The organism is Sphingobium nicotianae, assembly GCF_018603885.1.
Classification (GTDB): Bacteria; Pseudomonadota; Alphaproteobacteria; order Sphingomonadales; family Sphingomonadaceae; genus Sphingobium; species Sphingobium nicotianae.
The window spans coordinates 255,072-275,344 of sequence record NZ_JAHGAW010000003.1; the positions used below are offsets into that span (position 1 = coordinate 255,072).

At 66.0% G+C, this 20,273-nt stretch carries 18 protein-coding genes; 6 read left to right on the forward strand and 12 right to left on the reverse strand.

Features of this window, described 5'->3' with window-relative positions; translation table 11 throughout:
* Positions 1-14: 14 nt before the first annotated feature.
* On the reverse strand, positions 15-1,226 hold the full coding sequence (locus tag KK488_RS05755; protein WP_214622185.1) for a uroporphyrinogen decarboxylase/cobalamine-independent methonine synthase family protein: 1,212 nt from the start codon (positions 1,224-1,226) through the stop codon (positions 15-17).
* A gap of 328 nt (positions 1,227-1,554) precedes the next feature.
* The gene (locus tag KK488_RS05760; protein ID WP_214622186.1) at positions 1,555-2,505 is read right to left on the reverse strand and encodes an alpha/beta hydrolase; all 951 of its coding nucleotides are present in this window, start codon (positions 2,503-2,505) and stop codon (positions 1,555-1,557) included.
* Positions 2,506-2,712: 207 nt separating this feature from the next.
* Between KK488_RS05760 and KK488_RS05765 the strand changes: the two genes are divergently transcribed.
* From KK488_RS05765 to KK488_RS05790, 6 genes are all read left to right on the forward strand, one after another.
* Positions 2,713-5,043 carry an FtsK/SpoIIIE family DNA translocase gene (locus KK488_RS05765; RefSeq protein WP_214622187.1) on the forward strand — a complete coding sequence of 777 codons (2,331 nt, stop codon included), beginning with the start codon at positions 2,713-2,715 and terminating at the stop codon, positions 5,041-5,043.
* Between the two features lie 21 nt (positions 5,044-5,064).
* The gene (locus KK488_RS05770) at positions 5,065-5,727 is read left to right on the forward strand and encodes a Type 1 glutamine amidotransferase-like domain-containing protein (protein WP_214622188.1); all 663 of its coding nucleotides are present in this window, start codon (positions 5,065-5,067) and stop codon (positions 5,725-5,727) included.
* Between the two features lie 51 nt (positions 5,728-5,778).
* Positions 5,779-6,432: a LolA family protein gene (locus KK488_RS05775; protein ID WP_214622189.1), complete on the forward strand. Its 654-nt coding sequence runs from the start codon at positions 5,779-5,781 to the stop codon at positions 6,430-6,432.
* A 275-nt stretch (positions 6,433-6,707) separates the two neighbouring features.
* Complete coding sequence (gene xth, locus KK488_RS05780; RefSeq protein ID WP_214622190.1) at positions 6,708-7,517, forward strand: exodeoxyribonuclease III; 810 nt, start codon at positions 6,708-6,710, stop codon at positions 7,515-7,517.
* Positions 7,517-8,596, forward strand: coding sequence for a GTP cyclohydrolase II (ribA, locus tag KK488_RS05785; RefSeq protein ID WP_214622191.1), 1,080 nt, complete (start codon positions 7,517-7,519; stop codon positions 8,594-8,596). Before xth ends, ribA begins: the two co-directional genes overlap by 1 nt.
* Positions 8,593-9,120: a L,D-transpeptidase family protein gene (locus KK488_RS05790; RefSeq protein ID WP_432653837.1), complete on the forward strand. Its 528-nt coding sequence runs from the start codon at positions 8,593-8,595 to the stop codon at positions 9,118-9,120. The genes ribA and KK488_RS05790 overlap by 4 nt, the downstream gene beginning before the upstream one ends.
* 196 nt (positions 9,121-9,316) lie before the next feature.
* Here the strand turns inward: KK488_RS05790 and KK488_RS05795 are convergent, their stop codons facing one another.
* The 10 genes from KK488_RS05795 to KK488_RS05840 all read right to left on the reverse strand — a co-directional run bounded on the left by KK488_RS05795 (position 9,317) and on the right by KK488_RS05840 (position 20,245).
* On the reverse strand, positions 9,317-11,167 hold the full coding sequence (locus tag KK488_RS05795; RefSeq protein ID WP_214622192.1) for an ABCB family ABC transporter ATP-binding protein/permease: 1,851 nt from the start codon (positions 11,165-11,167) through the stop codon (positions 9,317-9,319).
* A gap of 59 nt (positions 11,168-11,226) precedes the next feature.
* Entirely contained in the window at positions 11,227-12,150 is a 924-nt protein-coding gene (locus KK488_RS05800) for a peptidase associated/transthyretin-like domain-containing protein (RefSeq protein WP_250890108.1), read from the reverse strand.
* 65 nt (positions 12,151-12,215) lie between these two features.
* Positions 12,216-13,172: a glutaminase gene (locus KK488_RS05805; RefSeq protein ID WP_250890109.1), complete on the reverse strand. Its 957-nt coding sequence runs from the start codon at positions 13,170-13,172 to the stop codon at positions 12,216-12,218.
* An 89-nt stretch (positions 13,173-13,261) separates the two neighbouring features.
* Positions 13,262-14,593 (reverse strand): dicarboxylate/amino acid:cation symporter, encoded by a 1,332-nt coding sequence (locus KK488_RS05810; protein WP_214622193.1) that lies wholly within the window; start codon positions 14,591-14,593, stop codon positions 13,262-13,264.
* A 74-nt stretch (positions 14,594-14,667) separates the two neighbouring features.
* Positions 14,668-15,093: a secondary thiamine-phosphate synthase enzyme YjbQ gene (locus tag KK488_RS05815; RefSeq protein ID WP_214622194.1), complete on the reverse strand. Its 426-nt coding sequence runs from the start codon at positions 15,091-15,093 to the stop codon at positions 14,668-14,670.
* Positions 15,094-15,102: 9 nt separating this feature from the next.
* Positions 15,103-16,188 carry a chorismate synthase gene (aroC, locus tag KK488_RS05820; protein ID WP_214622195.1) on the reverse strand — a complete coding sequence of 362 codons (1,086 nt, stop codon included), beginning with the start codon at positions 16,186-16,188 and terminating at the stop codon, positions 15,103-15,105.
* A 7-nt stretch (positions 16,189-16,195) separates the two neighbouring features.
* Positions 16,196-17,002 (reverse strand): enoyl-ACP reductase FabI, encoded by an 807-nt coding sequence (gene fabI, locus KK488_RS05825; RefSeq protein WP_214622196.1) that lies wholly within the window; start codon positions 17,000-17,002, stop codon positions 16,196-16,198.
* Positions 16,999-17,943 carry a YihY/virulence factor BrkB family protein gene (locus KK488_RS05830; protein ID WP_214622197.1) on the reverse strand — a complete coding sequence of 315 codons (945 nt, stop codon included), beginning with the start codon at positions 17,941-17,943 and terminating at the stop codon, positions 16,999-17,001. Before KK488_RS05830 ends, fabI begins: the two co-directional genes overlap by 4 nt.
* 163 nt (positions 17,944-18,106) lie before the next feature.
* Complete coding sequence (locus KK488_RS05835; RefSeq protein ID WP_214622198.1) at positions 18,107-19,129, reverse strand: methyltransferase; 1,023 nt, start codon at positions 19,127-19,129, stop codon at positions 18,107-18,109.
* A gap of 177 nt (positions 19,130-19,306) precedes the next feature.
* Positions 19,307-20,245: a DnaJ C-terminal domain-containing protein gene (locus KK488_RS05840; RefSeq protein ID WP_214622199.1), complete on the reverse strand. Its 939-nt coding sequence runs from the start codon at positions 20,243-20,245 to the stop codon at positions 19,307-19,309.
* Positions 20,246-20,273 lie beyond the last annotated feature (28 nt).

Consider the following 20,273-nt stretch of genomic DNA (forward strand, 5'->3'; position numbering starts at 1 on the left):
CCGGCCCTTCCCGATCAGTTCCACAGTGCCTTGGTGGCGAGCGCCGCACCCTCGGCCAGCACCTTGAGCTTGGCCCACTGCACTTCCTCATGGACGCGCTGCATGCTCCAGCCTTGCGAGAAGCCGCAGTCGGTGCCGGCGATGACCCGCTCGCGCCCGACGACGCTGGCGTAATTCTGGATGCGCCAGGAAACGAGTTCGGGATGCTCCACGACATTGGTCTGGTGGCTGACGATGCCGGGGATCAGCACCTTGTCGTCAGGCAACTTGACGTCCTTCCAGACCATCCACTCATGCTCGTGGCGCGGATTGGCGCCCTCGATCGAGTAGAAGCCGGCGTTGATCTTGAGGATGATGTCGTAGATTTCCTTGAGCGGCACGTCGGTCGTGTGCGGCGTGTTCATGCTTCCCCAGCACATATGGTAGCGCACACGCTCGGGCGGGATGCCGCGCAGCGCGTGGTTATAGGCCTCGACCTGCTCCAGCGAGGCGTCGCGTAGTTCTTTATCCGTCGGATTGGTTTTGCCGTAAAGCACCTGATTGCGCGAGGGCAGGCCGAGATCGAGCTGGACCATGTAGCCCGCATCGACGATCGCCTTGTATTCCTCATGCATCGCGTCGGCGAGCGCGTAGAGATAATCCTTGCCCGTCGCATAGATCTCGCCCGCCATCGCGTCCGAGCGGGAGGGCGTTGCGGCCGGCACGAAAGCGTCGGCGAAGTCGTGCCCCGCCAGCGCGGTGCCGAAATTGGTGAGATCGCGATTGAGTTCCTCATAGCCGGCATAATACAGCGGCGCCTTGAGGACGTTGCGCGATCGCGGCGCGTTCATCGCGGCATGGACCTTCTCGCGTGGGATTTCGGGCGGGATCCACATCTCGCGATACATGGCCGCATATTGCTTCATGAAATTGGGGAATTGCTCGGAGAGCTGGGGATAATAGATGCCGTCCGATGGTGCGGTCTTCACCTGTTCGATACCGCCGAGCCGCCTGGTGATGTAGCTGCCGAAATCGGGCTTGGAGAACTCGCCGTCGCTCGGAATGTCGACCCCGACCTCGGCCTGCTTATCCACGACATATTTGACGCTCCTGGCGACTTCCGCCTCGAAGGCGGCCTCGTCGACGGGATTGCCGGCGACTTGATCGATCACCATTTCCAGCAATGGCGCCGGTCGACACAGGCTCCCGACATGCGTCGTCAGGATACGCTCTCCCAGGCCCTTCATTCTCTCTCCTCGTCCCAGGGCGGATGCCTGGAATCCCCATTAATAGATAACATGATAAGTATGTTTCGGCTCGGGGGTCGTCAACGCCTAAATCGCGCTCGCCAAACAGCGATTGGTCGCCGCGCGTTCGCCCGTAACAGACTCGCGCAACCGCTCCCGTTGATCATCCCGAAGACCGTCGCCTTCCACACGGGTCTTCAAAAGCCCGGCGCTGAACCGGAAATCTCCGCAGAAACCGCTAAAATGTCACGACGTCCCCGATCCGCCGATTGGACCTTTGGTTCTTGCTTTCGCAGAACGCATGCGTGTCCGATCCAAACCGGGCAGTCTAGGCGGCGAACGCTCGTTTGAGCGCACGCCGCTTGTCGGCCTCGGCGCGGATCGAGACGTCCGACTCGGCATTGAACTCGAAGGCGTGATAGGCGCCCGGATAGACATGCAGCTCGGTGGGTACCCCCGCCGCCGCGAGCCGGGCCGCATAGGCCATGTCTTCCTCCAGGAAGAGATCGAGTGCGCCGACCGAGATATAGGCGGGCGGCAGGCCGGCGAGATCCTTCGCGCGGGCGGCCGCCGCATAAGGCGAGACATCGTCGCCGCCCGGCGCGGCGCCGAGATAGGCGGTCCAGGCGAAGACATTATGATCATGCTGCCAGATGAAATCGCCGACATGCGGGTTCTGCGCGCCGTTGGCAGCGGTGCGGTCATCCAGCATCGGATAGACGAGGAGCTGGAAGCAGAGCTTGTAGAGCCCCTTGTCGCGCGCGAGGAGCGCGGTCGCAGCGGCGAGACCGCCGCCAGCGCTATCGCCGCCGATAGCGATCCGGTCGGTATCGATGCCGAGGGCGGCCGCTTCCTTGTTCAGCCAGGCGAGCACGGCATGGGCATCCTCGGCCGCGCCGGGCGCCTTCGTTTCCGGAGCGAGGCGATAATCGACCGACACGACGAGGCATTTGACCTCATCGGCGGTGCGCACCGCGCCGGCGCCGCTGCTCTCGGCCGTTCCCATCACATAGCCGCCACCATGGAGATAGAGCAGCACCGGCACTTTGCCCGTGGCGTCGGTCGGCCGATAAAGCGTCACCGGGACGTCGGGGGCGCCGTCCGGCCCCGGCACCGTGCGATCCTCGATCGTCACATGGGGCCGGGCATAAGTGTCGCGCGGCATCGCCATCGTGCCCATCTGCGCGCGCATCGCCACGATCGTTTCGGTGCTGAGCGTGATGCCGGGGAAGACATCGAGCATCGCTGTAAGCTCGGGGTCGACAAGATGACGGCTCATTGGGCAGGCGCTCCTCTTCCTGACGCCGCGCAGGCACGGCATTTTCGGCGGCAAACTAGATAGGGACGTCACATCACGCAACGGACGATTCCGGCAGAAAAACAGGACTCTTGACGGCGACTCCGCGAAAGAGGATTGTCCGATACTGGAACATTTCGGGCACAGCATGGCTGCGGCGGCCGCCCGACGACACGGAGACAAGAGGCAATGGCAAGCCGGGCAACGGTCAACCGGACTCCCGAATGGCAGGCGATGCTGCGCCGCAGCCTGATCCGCATCGGCACCTTCTCGGGCTCGATCGGCCTCTATGCGCTGGCGCTGTTCCTGCTGCTCGCGCTGCTGAGCTACAAGGTGAGCGACGGATCGCTGAACACCGCGGCCGGCCCTGCGGTCGGCAACCTCATGGGCGCGGCCGGCGCCTGGGCGGCGGACATCTTCTATACGATCGCGGGCGTGCCCTCGCTGCTGGTGCTGCCGCTCATCCTCGTCTGCGCCCGCCGCCTGTGGGCCGATCAGGACATGGCCGGCTGGCAGGGGCAGATCGGCAAATGCCTCGCCGGCATCGCGCTCGTCGACATGGCGCTCTGGCTGCTCCAGCCCGAGCCGCTGGTCGGCCTGCCCGCGCGCTGGGGCGGCGTGCTCGGCTATTTGCCCGCCCACGGCCTTTCGATCCTGACCGCCAAGCTCGGCCAGCCGGCCAATTCGATCCTGCAATGGGCAATCCTGCTGGCAAGCTTCGCCGGGGGCATGTGGCTCTGGGTGCGCAGCCTCGCGCTCGAAAAGCCGCTCTGGCATCTCGCGCGTCCGGCCATGCCGAACTTCGCCGTGCTGCGCCTGCCCTTCCTGCGTCGTTCCGAGCGGGCCGACGCACTGCTCGACCAGCGCGAACGCGCGCCCTCCCGGGAGGCCGAGCCGCGCAAGGCGGTCGACGCGGCGCCCCGCCCGCCGATCAGCATCCAGTCGCCCAACACCAATGCCGTCACCAAGGCGTTCGGCCCGGTCTCCGGCCAGACCGACCTGTTCGGCAACAATGCCCTGCCCTCGCCCGAACTACTGACGCCGGCACCCGACAAGGCCGGGGCCAAGATCGACCGGCAAGGACTGGAGCGCAACGCCCGCCTGCTCGAGAGTGTGCTCGACGACTTCCATGTGAAGGGCGCGATCACCGAGGTGCGCCCGGGGCCAGTCGTCACCATGTACGAGCTGGAGCCAGCGCCCGGCATCAAGGCGAGCCGCGTGATCCAGCTTGCCGACGACATCGCCCGCAACATGTCGGCACTCTCGGCGCGCGTCGCGACTATTCCGGGCCGCACCGTCATCGGCATCGAGCTGCCCAACGCCGACCGCGAATCGGTCGTACTGCACCAGCTCATCACCAGCACGGCGTTCGCCGAGGCCAAGGCCGCGCTGCCGATCATCCTGGGCAAGAACATCTTTGGCGAGCCGATCATCGCCGATCTCGCCGGCATGCCGCATCTGCTCGTCGCCGGCACCACCGGATCGGGCAAGTCGGTCGGCCTCAATGCCATGATCCTGTCGCTGCTCTACCGGCTCACCCCCGACGAGCTGCGCCTGATCATGATCGACCCGAAGATGCTGGAGCTCAGCATCTACGACAATATCCCGCACCTGCTCTCGCCGGTCGTCACCGAGCCGGCCAAGGCGATCCGCGCGCTCAAATGGGCCGTGGAGCAGATGGAGGATCGCTACCGCATGATGGCGGCGATCGGCGTGCGCAACCTCGCCAACTATAACGAGAAGGTGCGCGCCGCGCTCGCCAAGGGCAAGGGCCTCGGCCGCCGCGTCCAGATCGGCTTCGACGAGACGACGCGCCAGCCCATCTACGAGGATGAGGAGCTGGATTACCAGCCGCTGCCGCAGATCGTGGTGGTGGTCGACGAGCTGGCCGACCTGATGATGACGGCGGGCAAGGAAGTCGAATTCCTGATCCAGCGGCTGGCGCAGAAGGCGCGCGCGGCGGGCATCCACCTCATCCTCGCCACGCAGCGCCCCTCGGTCGACGTCATCACCGGCGTCATCAAGGCCAACCTGCCGACCCGCATCAGCTTCTTCGTCACCTCCAAGATCGACAGCCGCACCATCCTGGGCGAGCAGGGCGCCGAGCAGCTGCTCGGCAAGGGCGACATGCTGTTCATGGCGAGCGGCAAGGGCCTCGTGCGCGTCCACGGTCCCTTCGTCAGCGACGACGAGGTGCGGCTGGTCGCCGACCATTGGCGCAGCAAGGGCCAGCCCGACTATATCTCCTCGGTCACCGAGGAGCCGGAGGAAGGCAGCTTCGCGCTCGATGGCGTCGACCTGGGCGACGACAGCGCCGACGCCAAGCTGTTCCGCAAGGCCTGCCAGCTCGTCTTCGAGAATCAGAAAGCCTCGACCAGCTGGCTGCAGCGCCAGATGCGCATCGGCTACAACAGCGCCGCGCGCCTCATCGAGAAGATGGAGGAGGAGGGACTCGTGGGCCCGCCCAACCATGTCGGCCGTCGCGACGTGCTGCGCGACGAAATGGGCAATCCGAAATAGGCGGATGTCGCCGGCCCCGACATGAAGCTCTTCCTGACCTCTTATGGCCTGGGCGGCCATGATCAGTTGCTCGTCGACATGGTGGACAAGCCGGGCGCGCGGATGGCGATCATCACCAATGCGCTCGACGCCTTCCCGATCGAGGCGCAGCAGGCCTATTGGAAGATCAAGCCCGATTTCCTGATGGAGATGATCGACCTCGGCTTCGATCCGTCGCTCGTCGATCTGCGCCGTTTCTTCGGCCGGCCTGCCGATCTCGCCCGGGTGATGGCGCCGATGCGGCTCGTCTGGGCCGTCGGCGGCAACAGCTTCCTGCTGCGCCGGGCGATGCGCGACAGCGGTTTCGACGCGCTTCTGCCCGACATGCTGGCGGATGGCATCGTCTGTGGCGGCGTCAGCGCGGGCGCCTGCGTGATGAGCGAGGATATGCGCGCGATCGCGCTAATGGACGCGCCGGAGGAGCGCGCGCCGGGCTATGCGACGGACGACCCGATCGACAGGGGCCTCGGCCTCGTGCCGTTCACGATCATCCCGCATTATCGATCGGACCATGCCGAGGCGGAAGGCGCCGAGAACGGCGTCGCCTTCGCGCGGGCGAACGGCATCGCGCACGTGCCGCTGCGCGATGGCCAGGTCATCGTGCGGCGCGGCGACGCGATCGAGACATTGCCCCCGCGCGGCTGAGCCCTTGCCGCATTCAGTGGACATTCAACGCCGCTGCCTTATCTCGGCGCCATGACGAGACGACATCAACGCTTCACTCGCGCGCTCATCCTCGGCGCGACCCTTGCTCTTCCGATCGCCGGCATCGCCCCCGTCGCGTCTGCCCAGGCGCAGACGACGGACGACCTTTCCGCAGTCAATCGCGCCATCCGGGCGCTCTCCACGCTCTCGGGCAATTTCACCCAGACGGATGCCAGGGGCCAGGTCCAGTCGGGCAAGCTGCTGCTCAAGCAGCCAGGGCAGATCCGCTTCGATTATGGCGCGGGCGACCTGCTGATCGTGGCGGATGGCAAATCGCTCTACATGGTCGACTATCAGGTGGGCCAGGTGCAGCGCTGGCCGATCCGTAATTCGCCGCTCGGTGCCCTGCTCGATCCGACGCGCGATCTCGCCAAATATGGCAAGCTCGCGCCAACCGGCGATCCGCGCGTCGTCTCGGTGGAGGTGCGCGATCCGGGCCATCCCGAATATGGCGTGATCAGCCTGATCTTCATGCGCAAGCCCGGTGCTCCAGCCGGCCTGGAGCTGTACGGCTGGGTCGCCAAGGACGCGCAGGGCAACCGCACCAGCATCCGCCTGACCAACCTGAGCTATGGCAGCGCGATCGCCGATTCGGCGTTCAAGTGGCGCGATCCGCGACCCAATCGCGGCGTCGGCCCGCGCTGATTGCGCGATGAACCGAGAGGCATGGCCGATGAACTTGTTTCTGACATTTTTCATTCATCCGGCGCTCATCTGAGCCGCGTTATCCAATCCTCGTGGCGCTGGAACGCAGCCGGGATTCCCCCCTGTTGCTCGGCTCGTTCCGGTCCACATGCAGCGTCGAACAAGCGCTCTAGAGACCCCCGCTCCATGCCCCCCGGAGCGGGGGTTTTTGCTGCCAGCAAAAAATGTCGCGCCGGGCTTGGGTTCGCGCAAAAGGGCCGCTAGTGACTCGCTCCATGTCGACAAGAACCAAAACAGAGACGCTCAAGGTCGCTTCCTGGAATATCAACAGCGTCCGCGCCCGGCTCGAGATCGTCGAGCGCTTCCTGACCGAGCACCAGCCGGACATTCTCTGCCTGCAGGAAACCAAGGTGATCGACGGGACTTTCCCGGAAGGGATGTTCCGGCGCCTCGGTTATAATCATCAGGTGCTGCACGGCCAGAAAATGCACCACGGCGTGGCGATCGTCAGCAAGGTGCCGATACGCGACGACGACCGCCTCGACTGGCAGGCGAACGGCGAGGCGCGCCATGTCGGCGTGCGCCTCGAGAATGGGCTGCGCATCGAGAATGTCTATATTCCCGCCGGCGGCGAGGAGCCGGACCGCACGATCAACCCCAAGTTCGGTCAGAAGCTCGATTTCTTCGAGCGGATGATCGACTGGTCCGCCAAGCTCGACGTGCCGACCTTGCTGGTGGGCGACTTCAACGTCGCACCGCTCGAATGCGATGTGTGGAGCCACAAGCAGTTGATCAATGTCGTCAGCCATACCGCCGTGGAATGCGAACTCATGGACCGGCTGCAAAAGGCGCATGACTGGGTCGACATCGGCCGCAAATTCTATCCTGCGCCCGAGCGGCTCTTCACCTGGTGGAGCTATCGCGCGATCGACTGGCAGAAGGCGGATCGCGGAAGGCGGCTCGACCATATGTGGGCGAGCCCCGCCATCGCCGAGAAGGCCGTGTCGCACGAAGTGGTCGAGAGCGCCCGCAGCTGGACGCGCCCTTCCGACCATGCGCCGCTGATCACCGAGTTCGCGTTCTGATGGACGCCCGCGCGGCCGACAGCAGACAGGCCGCTCGGGCGATCGACGCGCTGCGCCGCGGCTGGCCGATCGGCCTCGCCGGTGCGGAGGGTGCGCTGACCCTGCTGCCGATCGAAGGAGCGACGCCGGCGAGCCTCGCGGCCTTCGACCCCGACGCGCGCGCGCCATTGCTGATCTCCGCATCGCGCGCCGTGACGCTCAAGCTCGTCAACCAGCTGGCCGCGGCGGATACGGCCGCGCCGGTGCTGATCGCACGCGATCGCTGGATCGACGGGCCGGCCGCCGCCATGGCGATCGCCGACCCGGTGAGCGACCTCGCGACGCCGTTCAAGGGGCCGTTCCGGGCGCTGCCGCTTGTCCATGGCGACGCGGCGATCGCGGCCCTGGAGCTGGCGCGGCTGGCAGGATTGCTCCCGGCCTATTTCGTCGGCGAAGCCGATGCGCCGGTGGAGGCGCGCTGCACGGTGGGCGACATTGCCGCGTTCAGCGATGCGTCGAGCCTCATGATCGCCGCTCGCGCCCGCCTGCCGATCGACGCCAAGGTCGACTCCGAGATCATCGCCTTCCGCTCGACACAGGACCCGCAGGAGCATGTCGCCCTGATCCTGGGCGAGCGCGACGGGACGCCGCCGGTCGTGCGGCTGCACAGCGAGTGCCTGACCGGTGACGTGCTCGGCAGCCTCAAATGCGATTGCGGGCCGCAGCTCCATGCGGCGCTGCACGAGATCGCCGAGGCGCGCTGGGGCGTGCTGCTCTATCTGCGTCAGGAAGGGCGCGGCATCGGCCTCATCAACAAGCTGCGCGCCTATCAGCTGCAGGATCAGGGCTTCGACACGGTAGACGCCAACACGCGGCTGGGCTTCGCGATCGATGCGCGCGATTTCGGCGTGGCGGCGCGGATGCTGGACCTGCTCGGCATCGGCCAGGTGCGGCTGCTCACCAACAATCCCGCCAAGGTTGCCGGGCTGGAAGCGGCGGGCGTCACGGTGGCCGAGCGGCTGCCGCTGGCACTGCCGAGCAATCCCTTCAACGAGCGCTACCTCGCCACCAAGCGGGACCGCACCGGGCACGATCTGTGACCCCAGGACCGATTGTGGTCGACGGCGCGGCGGGGACGCTGACGCTGGGCGACTGGTTCTGCCCCTGCGTAATCGGCAAGGGCGGCCTCATCGCCCCCGCCGACAAGCGCGAGGGCGACGGCGCGACGCCGATCGGCGACTGGGCCATCAAGGGCGTGCTGCTGCGGCCGGGGCGGATTGGGCGCGGGCATGCGCCGGACTTGCCGTGGCGCTGGATCCGGGAGAATGACGGCTGGTGCGACGACCCCGCCGATCCGGCCTATAATCGCCCGGTCCAGCTCCCCCGCCCGACCAGCCACGAGCGATTGGCGCACGAGGATCAGGCTTATGACGTCATTGTCGTGCTGGGGCATAATGATGCGCCACCGGTGCCGGGGATGGGCAGCGCGATCTTCTTTCATCAATGGGTGATCGGGGAGGATGGCGCGCCCAGGCCGACCGAAGGCTGCGTCGCAGTAGCGCCGGAGAGCATGCGGGCGGTGCTGGGGATGTTGCGGCCGGGCATGATGATGCGGATTCAGTAATTTCCCTCCGTTCGTTTCGAGCTGAGGTTCGAGCGAAGTCGAGAACCGGAGTCGAGAAATGCAGCGCTGCGCTGGCGTTCTCGACAACCGTCTCGACTTCAGTCCCAAAGGGACTGAAGTTTATCCTGAGCGCCTGCTGCAGGCAGGCGGTCGAAGGGCTCGACGGCCGCTCGAAACGAACGGGGATGGGTTTACCCTACTCCGCCGCATCCTCCAGCGGCGGTTCGTCGCCCGGCTCGCTCGCTTCCGGGTTCATCCGCTCGGCCTGCTGGCGCGCCCACATCTGGGCATAGTGCTCGCCCAAGGCAAGCAGCTCGGCATGGGTGCCCTGCTCGACGACGCGGCCATCCTCCATCACGATGATCTTCTCGGCATGGACGATGGTCGAGAGGCGGTGCGCGACGATGAGTGTGGTGCGGCGCGCGGCGATGTTGTTGAGCACGCCCTGGATCGCCGCCTCGGTGCGGCTGTCGAGCGCGCTGGTCGCCTCGTCGAGGATCAGGATTGGCGGATCCTTGACCAAGGTGCGCGCGATGGCGACGCGCTGCTTCTCGCCGCCGGAGAGCTTGAGCCCGCGCTCGCCGACGCGCGTCTCGTAACCCAGATGCTGCGCCGCGATGAAGCTGTCGATCGCCGCGCCCTTGGCCGCCGCCTCGATCTCGGCCTGGCTGGCGCCCTCGCGGCCATAGCCGATATTATAGCCGATCGTGTCGTTGAAGAGGACCATGTCCTGCGGGACGATGCCAATATTGGCGCGCAGCGAGGCCTGCTGCACGTCGGATATGTCCTGCCCGTCGATCAGGATGCGGCCGCCCTGAATATCGTAGAAGCGATAGAGCAGGCGGGCGATGGTCGACTTGCCGGCGCCGGAATGGCCGACGATGGCGAGCGTGTGGCCGGCCGGCACGGTGAAGCTCACACCCTTGAGGATCGTGCGCTCCGGATCATAGCCGAACACGACATTCTCGAAGCGCACCTCGCCCGCGACGACCGAGAGCGGCCGGGCGCCGGCCTTGTCCTTCACCTCGGTCTCGGTGTCGATCAGCTTGAACATCGCCTCCATGTCGATGAGGCCCTGGCGGATGGTGCGATAGACCGTGCCGAGCATGTCGAGCGGGCGGAACATCTGCATGAGCAGCGCGTTGACCAGCACGACATCGCCGGGCGTGAACAGCCCCTTGCTCCAGCCCCAGACAGTGTAGCCCATCGCGCAGCCCATCATCAGATTGGTGATGAAGCCCTGGCCGATATTGAGCATGGCGAGGCTGTTGTTGCTCTTGGTCGCCGCGTTCATATATTTGATCTGCGCCCGGCTGTAGCGGGCCGCCTCGCGCTCCTCGGCGCTGAAATATTTGACCGTCTCGAAGTTGAGCAGGCTGTCGACGGCATGGGCGACAGCACCGGTATCGAGATCGACCATCTCGCGGCGCAGGGCATTGCGCCACTCGGTGATCTTCTGCGTGAACCAGATATAGGCGACGACCATGACGATGGTCGCAGCGACCAGGCCGAAGCCGAACTTCGCCTGGAAGATGATGCAGACGGCGGCCAGCTCGATCACGGTCGGCGCGATGTTGAACAGGAGGAAGTTCAGCATCATCTCGATGCTCTGCGTGCCGCGCTCGACGATGCGGGTGACGCCGCCGGTCTTACGATTGAGATGGAAGCGCAGCGAGAGATTGTGGAGGTGCCGCAGCACCGCCTCGGACATCATGCGCTGGGCGTTGCGGCTGACCCGCTCGAAGGCGACGCCGCGCAGATTGTCCGACACGACGCCGCCGAAGCGCGAGGCGGTGTAAGCGAGCACCAGCGCGAGCGCCACCGCGACGCCGGGCTGCATGCCGGGGCCCATCGCATCGATGATGCCCTTGTAAGCGAAGGGCATGACCAGCGTGACCGCCTTGCCCGCCAGCACCAGCAGCATGGCGATGACCACCCGGACCTTGAGCTTTGGTTCACCCGCCGGCCAGAGATAGGGCAGGAAACGCGACAGCGTCGCCCAGCCGGATGGGCTCTTGGTCTCCGCGTCTTGCTGCTCGATTGCCATTTGCAACCAACTAGGCGCGCGGGGGCCGCTTGCCAAGAGCGGCTGTTGACTCAATCAACCTAAATCGCGACGCCGAGGTTCGGCGAGAGCGTCACGTCTGCCGTGTAGCCCGCCGCGACGGTGCCGGTCGCGGTCAGGGTACGGCTGGCGTTCTGCTCGGTCGAATTGTCGCCGAACACCGGATCGCTGGCGAGGGTGATCGCGCCGAACCGCGTCTGCGCGCCGGCATAGGTGGTCGTGTCGGCATAAACGGCGGTGCACAGATCGACTGGCAGGATGAGCTGCGTCGCGAACACGGCGTTGGCGCCGACCGTCGCGCTGGCGAGCGTCGGGAAGATCGCGACATGGATGTGCGGATAGCGGCCCGAGAGGACACCGGGGATGATCGTCGTGAAGCTGACCTTGCCGGTGCCGTCGGTCACCTGGACGCCGCGCAGATAGGTCTCGGCGGGAATGGTGTAGAGCGAGAAGCGGCCTTGCGCGTCGGCATGCCAGACATAGATGGCGTAACCGGTGACCGCGGCGCAGTTCGATCCCGAATTCTGCAGCGTGATGTTGAGGGTGAGGCGCACGCCCGGCGCGATCGCGCTCGAGCCGACGAAGCTCGCGCGGATGTCGTTGCGTACGATGCCGCTCTGGTTGAGCACATTGTTGACGCTGCCACTGGTCGCGCCGGTGCCGTCCGCCGGGTAGGGCGCGGTGGTCTCGCTGGGCGTCTGGGTGCAGGTCTTGGGCGAGGGCGTCGGGGTCGGCAGCGGCGTGGGGGATGGCGAAGGCGCCGGGACCGGCGTGGGCGTCGGCGTCACCGGAATCGTTGTCGGGGACCCGCCCGAATCCGAACCGCAGCCGGTCAACAGCGCCATGGTGCCCGCGCCGGCGAGCCAGCCAAGGGCATGACGGCGCGCCATCGGCGAACGGAGGCGGACGATCTCGTCGGTCACCTCCTGCAGATCCATGGACTGTGGGGGGTGAGGTCCGGTCATCGCGATCTCCCGTCTTGTCTCCTTCACGGGAACTCCGTTCGTCGCAAACCGTTCCGATCGGCCGCTCAGTCCCGCGAGCTGAAGACGCTCCAGCCGGTCAGCCGGGCGAAATGCTCCAGCGCCTTGGTGCCGAGCTGGGAATTGCCGCTGGCGTTGAGGCCCGGCGACCAAACCGCGATGCTCGCCTTGCCGGGCACCACCGCGAGGATGCCGCCGCCAACACCCGACTTGCCCGGCATGCCGATGCGGAAGGCGAAGTCGCCGCTCGCGTCATAATGGCCGCAGGTGAGCATCAGCGCGTTGATGCGGCGGGCGCGACGGGCGGAGATGACCCGGCCGGCATCCGGCAGGAGGCCATCCAGCATCAGGTAGCGCCCCGCCCGCGCGAGCTGCAGGCAACTCATCGCAATGGCGCATTGATGGAAATAAACACCCGTCACGCGCTCGACCGGATGATGGATATTGCCGAAGGCGCGCATATAGTTGGCGAGCGCGATGTTGCGGAAGCCGGTCTCTGTCTCGCTCCGCGCGATCACCTCGTCGACATGGATGTCCTCGTCGTCGGCAAGGAAGCGGATGAAGCGCAGCAGCTCGCCGATCGCCTCGCGCGGCTGGTGGCCGGCCAGATTGACGTCGGCGACGACGATCGCGCCCGCATTGATGAAGGGATTGCGCGGGATGCCCTGCTCGGCCTCGAGCTGGACGATCGAGTTGAAGGCATTGCCCGACGGCTCGCGCCCGACACGCGCCCAAAGCTGATCGCCGACCTTGCCGAGCGCCATGGTAAGCGCGAAGACCTTCGAGACGGATTGGGTCGAGAAAGGCAACTCGGCATCGCCCCCGAGTGCGACGGACCCGTCCGCGCTCACCACCGCCATGCCGAAATGGGCGGGCGAGACAGTGGCGAGGCCGGGAATGTAGGTCGCGACTTTGCCGCGCGCCTCCTCGGTCGCCATGGCGGCGACGATCTCATCGACGATGGATTGAAGGTCAGGCGGCATCAGCACAGCATCCCCGTTCATGTCGAGCGCAGGGGAGATACGCCGAGCGCAGTTCTAGCGGGTCGTGACTTCGCTCGATACGAACGACATGAAAGAGCGGTCCCGCATCGTCATCCCCTGCCCCCGTCGTTCAGCATATCCGGCGCGAGATGGAGGCCAGCCTTGCCACCACCGGCCGTGTGCGACGGCGCATGAGGATAGGGCACGTCTTCCGGCTCCTCGACCTCCAGCATGCCTTCCCATTTGGTGACGACGCTGGTGGCGATGGCATTGCCGATCACATTGGTCATGGTGCGGCCCATGTCCATGAAGTGATCGACCGCGAGGATGAAGGCGACGCCTTCGACCGGCAGCTTGAATTGCGAGAGCGTGGCGGCGACGACGACCAGGCTGGCGCGCGGCACGGCGGCGATGCCCTTGCTGGTGACCATCAACACGAGGAGGATGGTGATCTGCGTGCCGATCGACAGCGGGATGCCGTAGGCCTGCGCGATGAAGAGCGTCGCGAAGGCCGAATACATCATCGAGCCGTCGAGATTGAAACTGTAGCCGAGCGGAAGCACGAAGCCGGAGATGCGGCGCGGCACGCCGAACCGGTCGAGTTGCTCCAGCAGCTTGGGATAGCAGGCCTCGGACGAAGCGGTGGAGAAAGCGATCAGCATGGGGCTGCGAATATGCTTCATCAGCGACCACATGCGCTTGCCGAGGAAGGTGAAGCCAGCCAGCGCCAGCATCACCCAGAGGGTGAACAGCGCCAGATAGAAAGAACCGAGCAGCTTGCCGAAATCGAGCAGCACGCCAAGGCCACGCTCGGTGATCACCGAGGCGATGGCGCCGAACACCGCGAACGGCGCGAACCGCATCACATAGGCCGTCACCTGCAGCATCAGCTCGACAAGGGATTCGACGAGAGTGACGATCGGTTGGCCTTTCTCGCCGATCGCGGTGAGGCCGACGCCGATGAACAGCGAGAAGACCACGATCTGCAGCACGCTGTTCTGCGCCATCGCGTCGACCATCGAGGTCGGGAAGACGTGGAGCACGAAATCGCGCAGATTGAGCGCCGTCGTATCCACGCCGGAATCCGCGCCGCTCGCGACAAGGCCGACGCCCTCGCCCGGGTGCAGCACATTGGCGAAGACCATGCCGATGGTCAGTGAGATGAGCGCGGCGAGAATGAACCAGGCGAGCGCCCGCCCGCCGATCCGCCCCAGGGTCGCGCTGTCATGCATATGCGCGATGCCCGCGACCAGGGTGCCGAACACCAGGGGGGCAATGATCATCTTGATGAGATGGAGGAAGACATCGGCGAGCAGATGGAAATAACCCGCAACCTGCTTGGCGGTATCCGGGCTGCCAGCCAGGCTGAGGTTAAGGGTGACGCCGACGATCAGGCCGACAATCATGCCGATCGCGATATAGATGGTCAGCCTGTTGCCCATGTCGTCCCCGTTTCTTCAGTCGCCCTGCCTAACAGGCCGATGTGCAATGGGAAAGAGGGCCGCCTCTTGCCCGGTCAGGCTCCCAGGAGGTGAAGCGCGACCTGCCGCTCATGCGGCGCGCGGCGATGCTCGATCAGATAGATGCCCTGCCATGTGCCGAGCGCGAGCCGGCCGCCCATCAGGGGAATGGCGAGCGAGACGCCGGTCAGCATCGCCTTGATGTGCGCCGGCATGTCGTCCGGCCCTTCATCATCATGGGCGTAGCGATGGTCCTCCGGCGCGATCCGGTCGAGCCAGTCGACGAGATCATGCTTCACCGCCGGCGCGGCATTCTCCTGGATGGCAAGCGAGGCGGATGTGTGGCGGCAGAACAGGGTGAGCAGGCCTTCGTCCATCACCTGATCGCCGACCCAGCTCATCACCTCGCGGGTGATCTCGACAAGAGCCCGGCCCGGCGTGGGAACGGAAAGCAGCCCCGTCGCCTGGCGAAATTCAGCCACGCCGCGCCGTCAGCCGCACTGGGCGCGATGCATCATCATCGCGTCGGCCAGCACGAGCGCGACCATCGCCTCGACCACCGGCACGCCACGAATGCCGACGCAGGGATCGTGGCGGCCCCTGGTGCGGATCTCGCTTGCCTCGGAGACACCAGCGTCATCCGGCCGGGTGATCGTCTCGACCGGGATCAGGATCGAGCTGGTCGGCTTGAACGCGACGCGCAGTTTGATCGGCTGGCCGGTCGCGATGCCGCCAGCAATCCCGCCGGCATGATTGGCGAGGAAGATCGGCAGGCCCTCATTGCCCGGCCGCATCGGATCGGCATTCTGCTCGCCGCGCAGCCGCGCCGCCGCGAAGCCGTCGCCAATCTCGACGCCTTTGACCGCGTTGATGCTCATGGCTGCGGCGGCAAGCTCGCTGTCGAGCTTGGCATAGAGCGGCGCGCCCCAGCCGGCCGGAACGCCGGTCGCGACGCACTCGACGATCGCGCCGAGCGAGGAGCCGTCCTTGCGCGCGGCATCGACCAGCGCTTCCCAGCGGGCCGCTGCCTTGGCGTCCGGGCAGAAGAAGGGATTTTCGCCGATCTGCGCCCTGTCGAAATTGGCCGGATCGATCGCATCGCCGCCAATTTCGCTCACATAGCCGGTGATCTCGACACGCGGGATGACCAGCCGCGCCACCGCGCCCGCCGCCACGCGTGAGGCCGTCTCGCGGGCCGAGCTGCGCCCGCCGCCGCGATAATCGCGAAAGCCATATTTGGCGTCATAGGCGTAATCGGCATGGCCGGGGCGATAAGCTTGCGCGACCTCGGAATAATCCTTCGAGCGCTGGTCGACATTCTCGATCATCAGGCTGATCGGCGTCCCGGTCGTCTTGCCCTCGAATACGCCCGAGAGAATGCGGACCTGGTCGGGCTCCTGGCGCTGCGTCGTGAAGCGCGAGGTGCCCGGCCTGCGCTTGTCGAGCCAAGGCTGGATATCCGCCTCGCTGATTACGATGCCCGGCGGGCAGCCGTCGACCACCGCGCCGATGGCCGGGCCATGGCTCTCGCCCCAGGTGGTGAACCGGAAAACCCGACCGAAGGTGTTGAAGCTCATCCCCGCGTCATTTTTCGAGCGCGATGTCCGGCGCGTCCTCGGCCTTCATGCCGATGACGTTGTAGCCGCCATCGACATGATGGATTTCGCCGGTCACGCCGGCGGACAGGTCCGACAGCAGATAGAGGCCGGCACCACCGACGTCCTCGATGGTGACATTGCGGCGCAGCGGCGAGTTCAGCTCGTTCCACTTGAGGATATAGTTGAAATCGCCGATGCCGCGTGCCGCCAGCGTCTGGATCGGCCCCGCCGAGACGCCGTTCACCCGGATATTCTCGGGGCCCATGTCGACCGCGAGATATTTGACCGAGGTCTCCAGCGCCGCCTTGGCGACACCCATGACGTTATAGTGCGGGATCACCTTCTCGGCGCCATAATAGGTCAGGGTGATGATCGAGCCGCCATTCGGCATCATCGCGCGCGCGCGCTGCGCCACCGCGACCAGACTGTAGGCCGAGATGTTCATGGTCATCAGAAAATTGTCGAGCGTGGTGTCGTAGAACTTTCCCCGCAGCTGGCTCTTGTCGGAAAAGCCGATGGCGTGAACGACGAAATCGATCGTGGGCCAGCGGCTCGTCAGCGTCTCGAACGCGTCGTCCAGCGCCGCCATGTCCGACACGTCGCAATCGATCAGGAAGTCCGAACCGAGCTGTTCGGCAAGCGGGCGCACGCGCTTCTCCAGTGCCTCGCCCTGGTAGGAGAAGGCCATCTGCGCACCCTGCGCGTGCAGCGCCTTGGCAATACCCCAGGCGAGCGATTTATCGTTGGCGAGGCCCATGATGAGTCCCCGTTTTCCTGCCATGAGGCCGGTCATGCTGGCTGTGTCTCCGTCTCTTCCGCTGGTTCATCCTCTTCGGGAAAATCCGCCAGCGCCGCATTGAGTTCGGCGCCAATTACCACGCCAAGCCCGATGATGAAGAAAAAAATGAGCGCGATCATCGCGCCGGCCAGACCGCCATAAGTGAGGTTGTAGTTGGAGAGATTCGCGAGGAACACCGGCAGCAGCCATGTCGTCACATACCACCACAAGGTGGTGAGCAGCGCGCCGGGCCATTTGGGGAAGGGGCCTTCGCGATATCGGCTGGGCGTCAGCGCGTAAAACAGGCCATAGAGCGCAAGGAACAGAACGGCGGTCGGCACCAGCCGGGTCGCGGTGATGATGTTGACGGCATAGTCGGCGAACGGAAACAGCCCCTCGAGCACGGCCTCCGCCGCCGACAGCAGCACCTGCAGCGACAAAGCGATGAGGGCGCCCAGCACGCTCGCGATGATGAGCCCCATGGCACGCAGCCGATAATGCCAGAAGGGCGCCGTCGAGCGCGTGCCATACGCGCGGCGCAGGATGTCGCGGATCGTCTCGATGAGGCTGCCGACCGTCCACAGGCCGACGAGCGCGCCGATCCAGAGCAGATTGCCGGTGCGCGCCGTCAACACGTCGACGATCGCCGGGCGCAACACATTGGCGACGCCGCTCGGCACGGTGAGGAGAAAGCCGTTGACCGTCTCGAGGCCCGCCTGGGTGCGACCCAGCAGTTGCGCCGTCGCCGCCGCGAGGATGAAGAAGGGGAAGAGCGCGACCAGGGTCAGATAGGCGAGATTGCCGGCGTGGATGAAGCCATCCGAATAGACGCCGACCGCCACGCGCCGCAGGACGATGAGGGAGCGCGAGCCGAGCCGGCTCTTCTCGATCTCATCCCGCAGACGGACATGCCGCTTGCGCCGTTCCTCGGGGGATTGGGGGGAGAGGCCGAGCATCTAGCTCAGACCGCGTTGCGCGCGCGCTTCATATGGCAACAAACCCACAGCGCACCGCCTTGTTCCGTTCGTGCTGAGCCTGTCGAAGCACTCTCCTCCCGCTTTGTCCAGCAGAAGAGCGGCCCTTCGACAGGCCCGGCGCAAGCGAAACCGGGGCAGGCGCTTATGGCTTGCGGGCGATGACCAGCGAATAATAGCCGCAGGTCGCGCTCGCCTCGCAATCGACGAAGCCCGCCTTGCCGAGCAGCGCGGCGAATTCGGGCAGGGTGAACTGGCGGCCCTGCGTGCCGTAGAGCATCAGCACGGAGAAGGACGCCGGTGTCGCCGGGCCATCGAAATTGTCGTTGATCAGGGCCTCGTGCAGCATGATGCGGCCGCCGGAGGGCAAGACATCGAACGCCTTCCTGGCCAGGTCCAGGCAGGTCTCGTCGCTCCAGTCGTGGAACACGTTCGAGAAGAACAGCGCGTCGTAGCCGCTCGGCCAGGGCTGGCGGAAGAAATCGAGCGCGACGGTGTCGACGCGGTCGGCGACCTCGCCCTCGTCGATATATTTCTGCGCCGCCGTGCACATGGTGCCGAGATCGAGCACCGAGCCGCGCAGATGCTTCCAGCGCTGGGCGACCGCGATCGTGAAGACGCCGGAGCCGGCGCCGACATCGAGGAAGCGCTTAACGTCCGCGAACACGGGATGCTGGGCCACGCCGATCGCCGGCGCGCAGCTATGCGCATGCATGAACGCGGCGATGCCGATCGCGCGATCGAGCGGGATCTCGCCCGCTTCCCAGCCCTTGGCATTCTCACCGCCCTCGTGTGCGGCGTCCGGCGCCAGCGCGGCGAGCAGCAGCTCGGTATTGGGGGCGCTCTGACGGAACCCGCTCAGCAGCACGCCCCAATAGAAATTGCTGCTCTTGACCAGATAATTGCGGCTGGTCGGCGTCAGCCCGTAGCGGCCCTCGCGGCGGACCAGGAAGCCGAGACCGCACAGCAGGCTGTTCATGATGCCGAGCGCGCGGGGATTGACGTTGCACCGGGCCGCCAGCGCGTCGAGCGGGAGCGGACCGTCGACCAGCGCATCGAACAGGGAAATCTCGTCCGCCGCGAGCATGGCCGGCAGATTGTGCATGGCCAGCCAGGCATCCCAGATCAGCCGGTCGTCGACCGGCGGCGAAAGATATTGTCCCTTCATGCAGATGCTCTCCCCGAATGGCCGCGCTTCAGCGGCTCTGGACTATGGACTCAGTACACGGGACATGCGTCGGCGCCGGGCGCCGCACAAGGCCCGTCAGCCATGCAGGTGCATGAATGAGGAAGCCGCGTCTGTCCTGACGAGGCACAAGCAGGACTCGTGAGCGGAAGCGCGCCCTCAGACGCCCAGGTTCCCCCGGAGGTCGCGCCCGTCGCTCCAGCCTTCGACGAAGCTCCTGAGCGCCGCGTCATCGCCGGGCACGTCGATCATCAGCGTGACGAGCTGGTCGCCGCGCCCGCCTTCCTTGCGGGTGAAGCCCTTGCCCTTGAGGCGCAGGGTCTGGCCCGAGCGCGCGCCGGCGGGAACCGCGAGCATGACCGGGCCGTCGACCGTGGGCACCTTCACGCGCGCACCGAGAACCGCCTCGCCCAGCGAGACCGGCAGGTCCAGCCGGACATGATCGCCATCGCGCGTATAAAAGGGATGCGTGCCGATCTCGACCGTGACGATCGCGTCGCCCGCGCCCCCCGGGCCCGGCTGGCCCTTGCCGGCAAGCTTCATCTGCGTACCCGTTTCGACGCCGGGAGAGAGCTTGAGGTCGATCGTCTTGCCATCCGCGAGCGTGATGCGCTGCGGGGCGAGCGTCGCCGCATCGACGAAGGGCACCGAAAGCCGGTAGGTGACATTGCCGCCGCGCTGGGGCGGCGCGGCGCGCCCGCCGAAACCGCCGCCGCCGAAGGGACCGCCGGCGCCACGCCCGCGCCCCCCGAAGAGGCCCTCGAAAATATCGCCGAAATCCCCGCCGCCGGTGTTGAACTCGAAATCGCCCGGGCCGCCGCTGCGCGTATAGGTCTGGCCGCCGCCACCGCCGCCAAAGCCAAACGGATGCGCCGGATTGCCATCGGCATCGATCTCGCCGCGATCGAACTTGGCGCGCTTGTCCTTGTCCGAGAGCAGGTCGTAGGCGCGCGTCACGTCGGAGAATTTCTCCGCCGCCTTGGGATTGTCCTTGTTCCGGTCCGGATGCAGCTCCTTGGCGAGTTTGCGGTAGGCAGACTTGATCGCCGCCTCGTCCGCGCCGCGGGAGACACCCAGCAGGGTATAGGGATCAGCCATCTTGTCTCGAAACCACCTGTTCGCGCTG

Excerpts from the sequence above, each read along its gene's own strand:
- KK488_RS05755 (WP_214622185.1), bottom strand. The coding sequence starts at position 1,226 with ATGAAGGGCCTGGGAGAGCGTATCCTGACGACGCATGTCGGGAGCCTG.
- KK488_RS05760 (WP_214622186.1), bottom strand. The coding sequence starts at position 2,505 with ATGAGCCGTCATCTTGTCGACCCCGAGCTTACAGCGATGCTCGATGTC.
- KK488_RS05765 (WP_214622187.1), top strand. The coding sequence starts at position 2,713 with ATGGCAAGCCGGGCAACGGTCAACCGGACTCCCGAATGGCAGGCGATG.
- KK488_RS05770 (WP_214622188.1), top strand. The coding sequence starts at position 5,065 with ATGAAGCTCTTCCTGACCTCTTATGGCCTGGGCGGCCATGATCAGTTG.
- KK488_RS05775 (WP_214622189.1), top strand. The coding sequence starts at position 5,779 with ATGACGAGACGACATCAACGCTTCACTCGCGCGCTCATCCTCGGCGCG.
- xth (WP_214622190.1), top strand. The coding sequence starts at position 6,708 with ATGTCGACAAGAACCAAAACAGAGACGCTCAAGGTCGCTTCCTGGAAT.
- ribA (WP_214622191.1), top strand. The coding sequence starts at position 7,517 with ATGGACGCCCGCGCGGCCGACAGCAGACAGGCCGCTCGGGCGATCGAC.
- KK488_RS05795 (WP_214622192.1), bottom strand. The coding sequence starts at position 11,167 with ATGGCAATCGAGCAGCAAGACGCGGAGACCAAGAGCCCATCCGGCTGG.
- KK488_RS05800 (WP_250890108.1), bottom strand. The coding sequence starts at position 12,150 with ATGACCGGACCTCACCCCCCACAGTCCATGGATCTGCAGGAGGTGACC.
- KK488_RS05805 (WP_250890109.1), bottom strand. The coding sequence starts at position 13,172 with ATGAACGGGGATGCTGTGCTGATGCCGCCTGACCTTCAATCCATCGTC.
- KK488_RS05810 (WP_214622193.1), bottom strand. The coding sequence starts at position 14,593 with ATGGGCAACAGGCTGACCATCTATATCGCGATCGGCATGATTGTCGGC.
- aroC (WP_214622195.1), bottom strand. The coding sequence starts at position 16,188 with ATGAGCTTCAACACCTTCGGTCGGGTTTTCCGGTTCACCACCTGGGGC.
- fabI (WP_214622196.1), bottom strand. The coding sequence starts at position 17,002 with ATGACCGGCCTCATGGCAGGAAAACGGGGACTCATCATGGGCCTCGCC.
- KK488_RS05830 (WP_214622197.1), bottom strand. The coding sequence starts at position 17,943 with ATGCTCGGCCTCTCCCCCCAATCCCCCGAGGAACGGCGCAAGCGGCAT.
- KK488_RS05835 (WP_214622198.1), bottom strand. The coding sequence starts at position 19,129 with ATGAAGGGACAATATCTTTCGCCGCCGGTCGACGACCGGCTGATCTGG.
- KK488_RS05840 (WP_214622199.1), bottom strand. The coding sequence starts at position 20,245 with ATGGCTGATCCCTATACCCTGCTGGGTGTCTCCCGCGGCGCGGACGAG.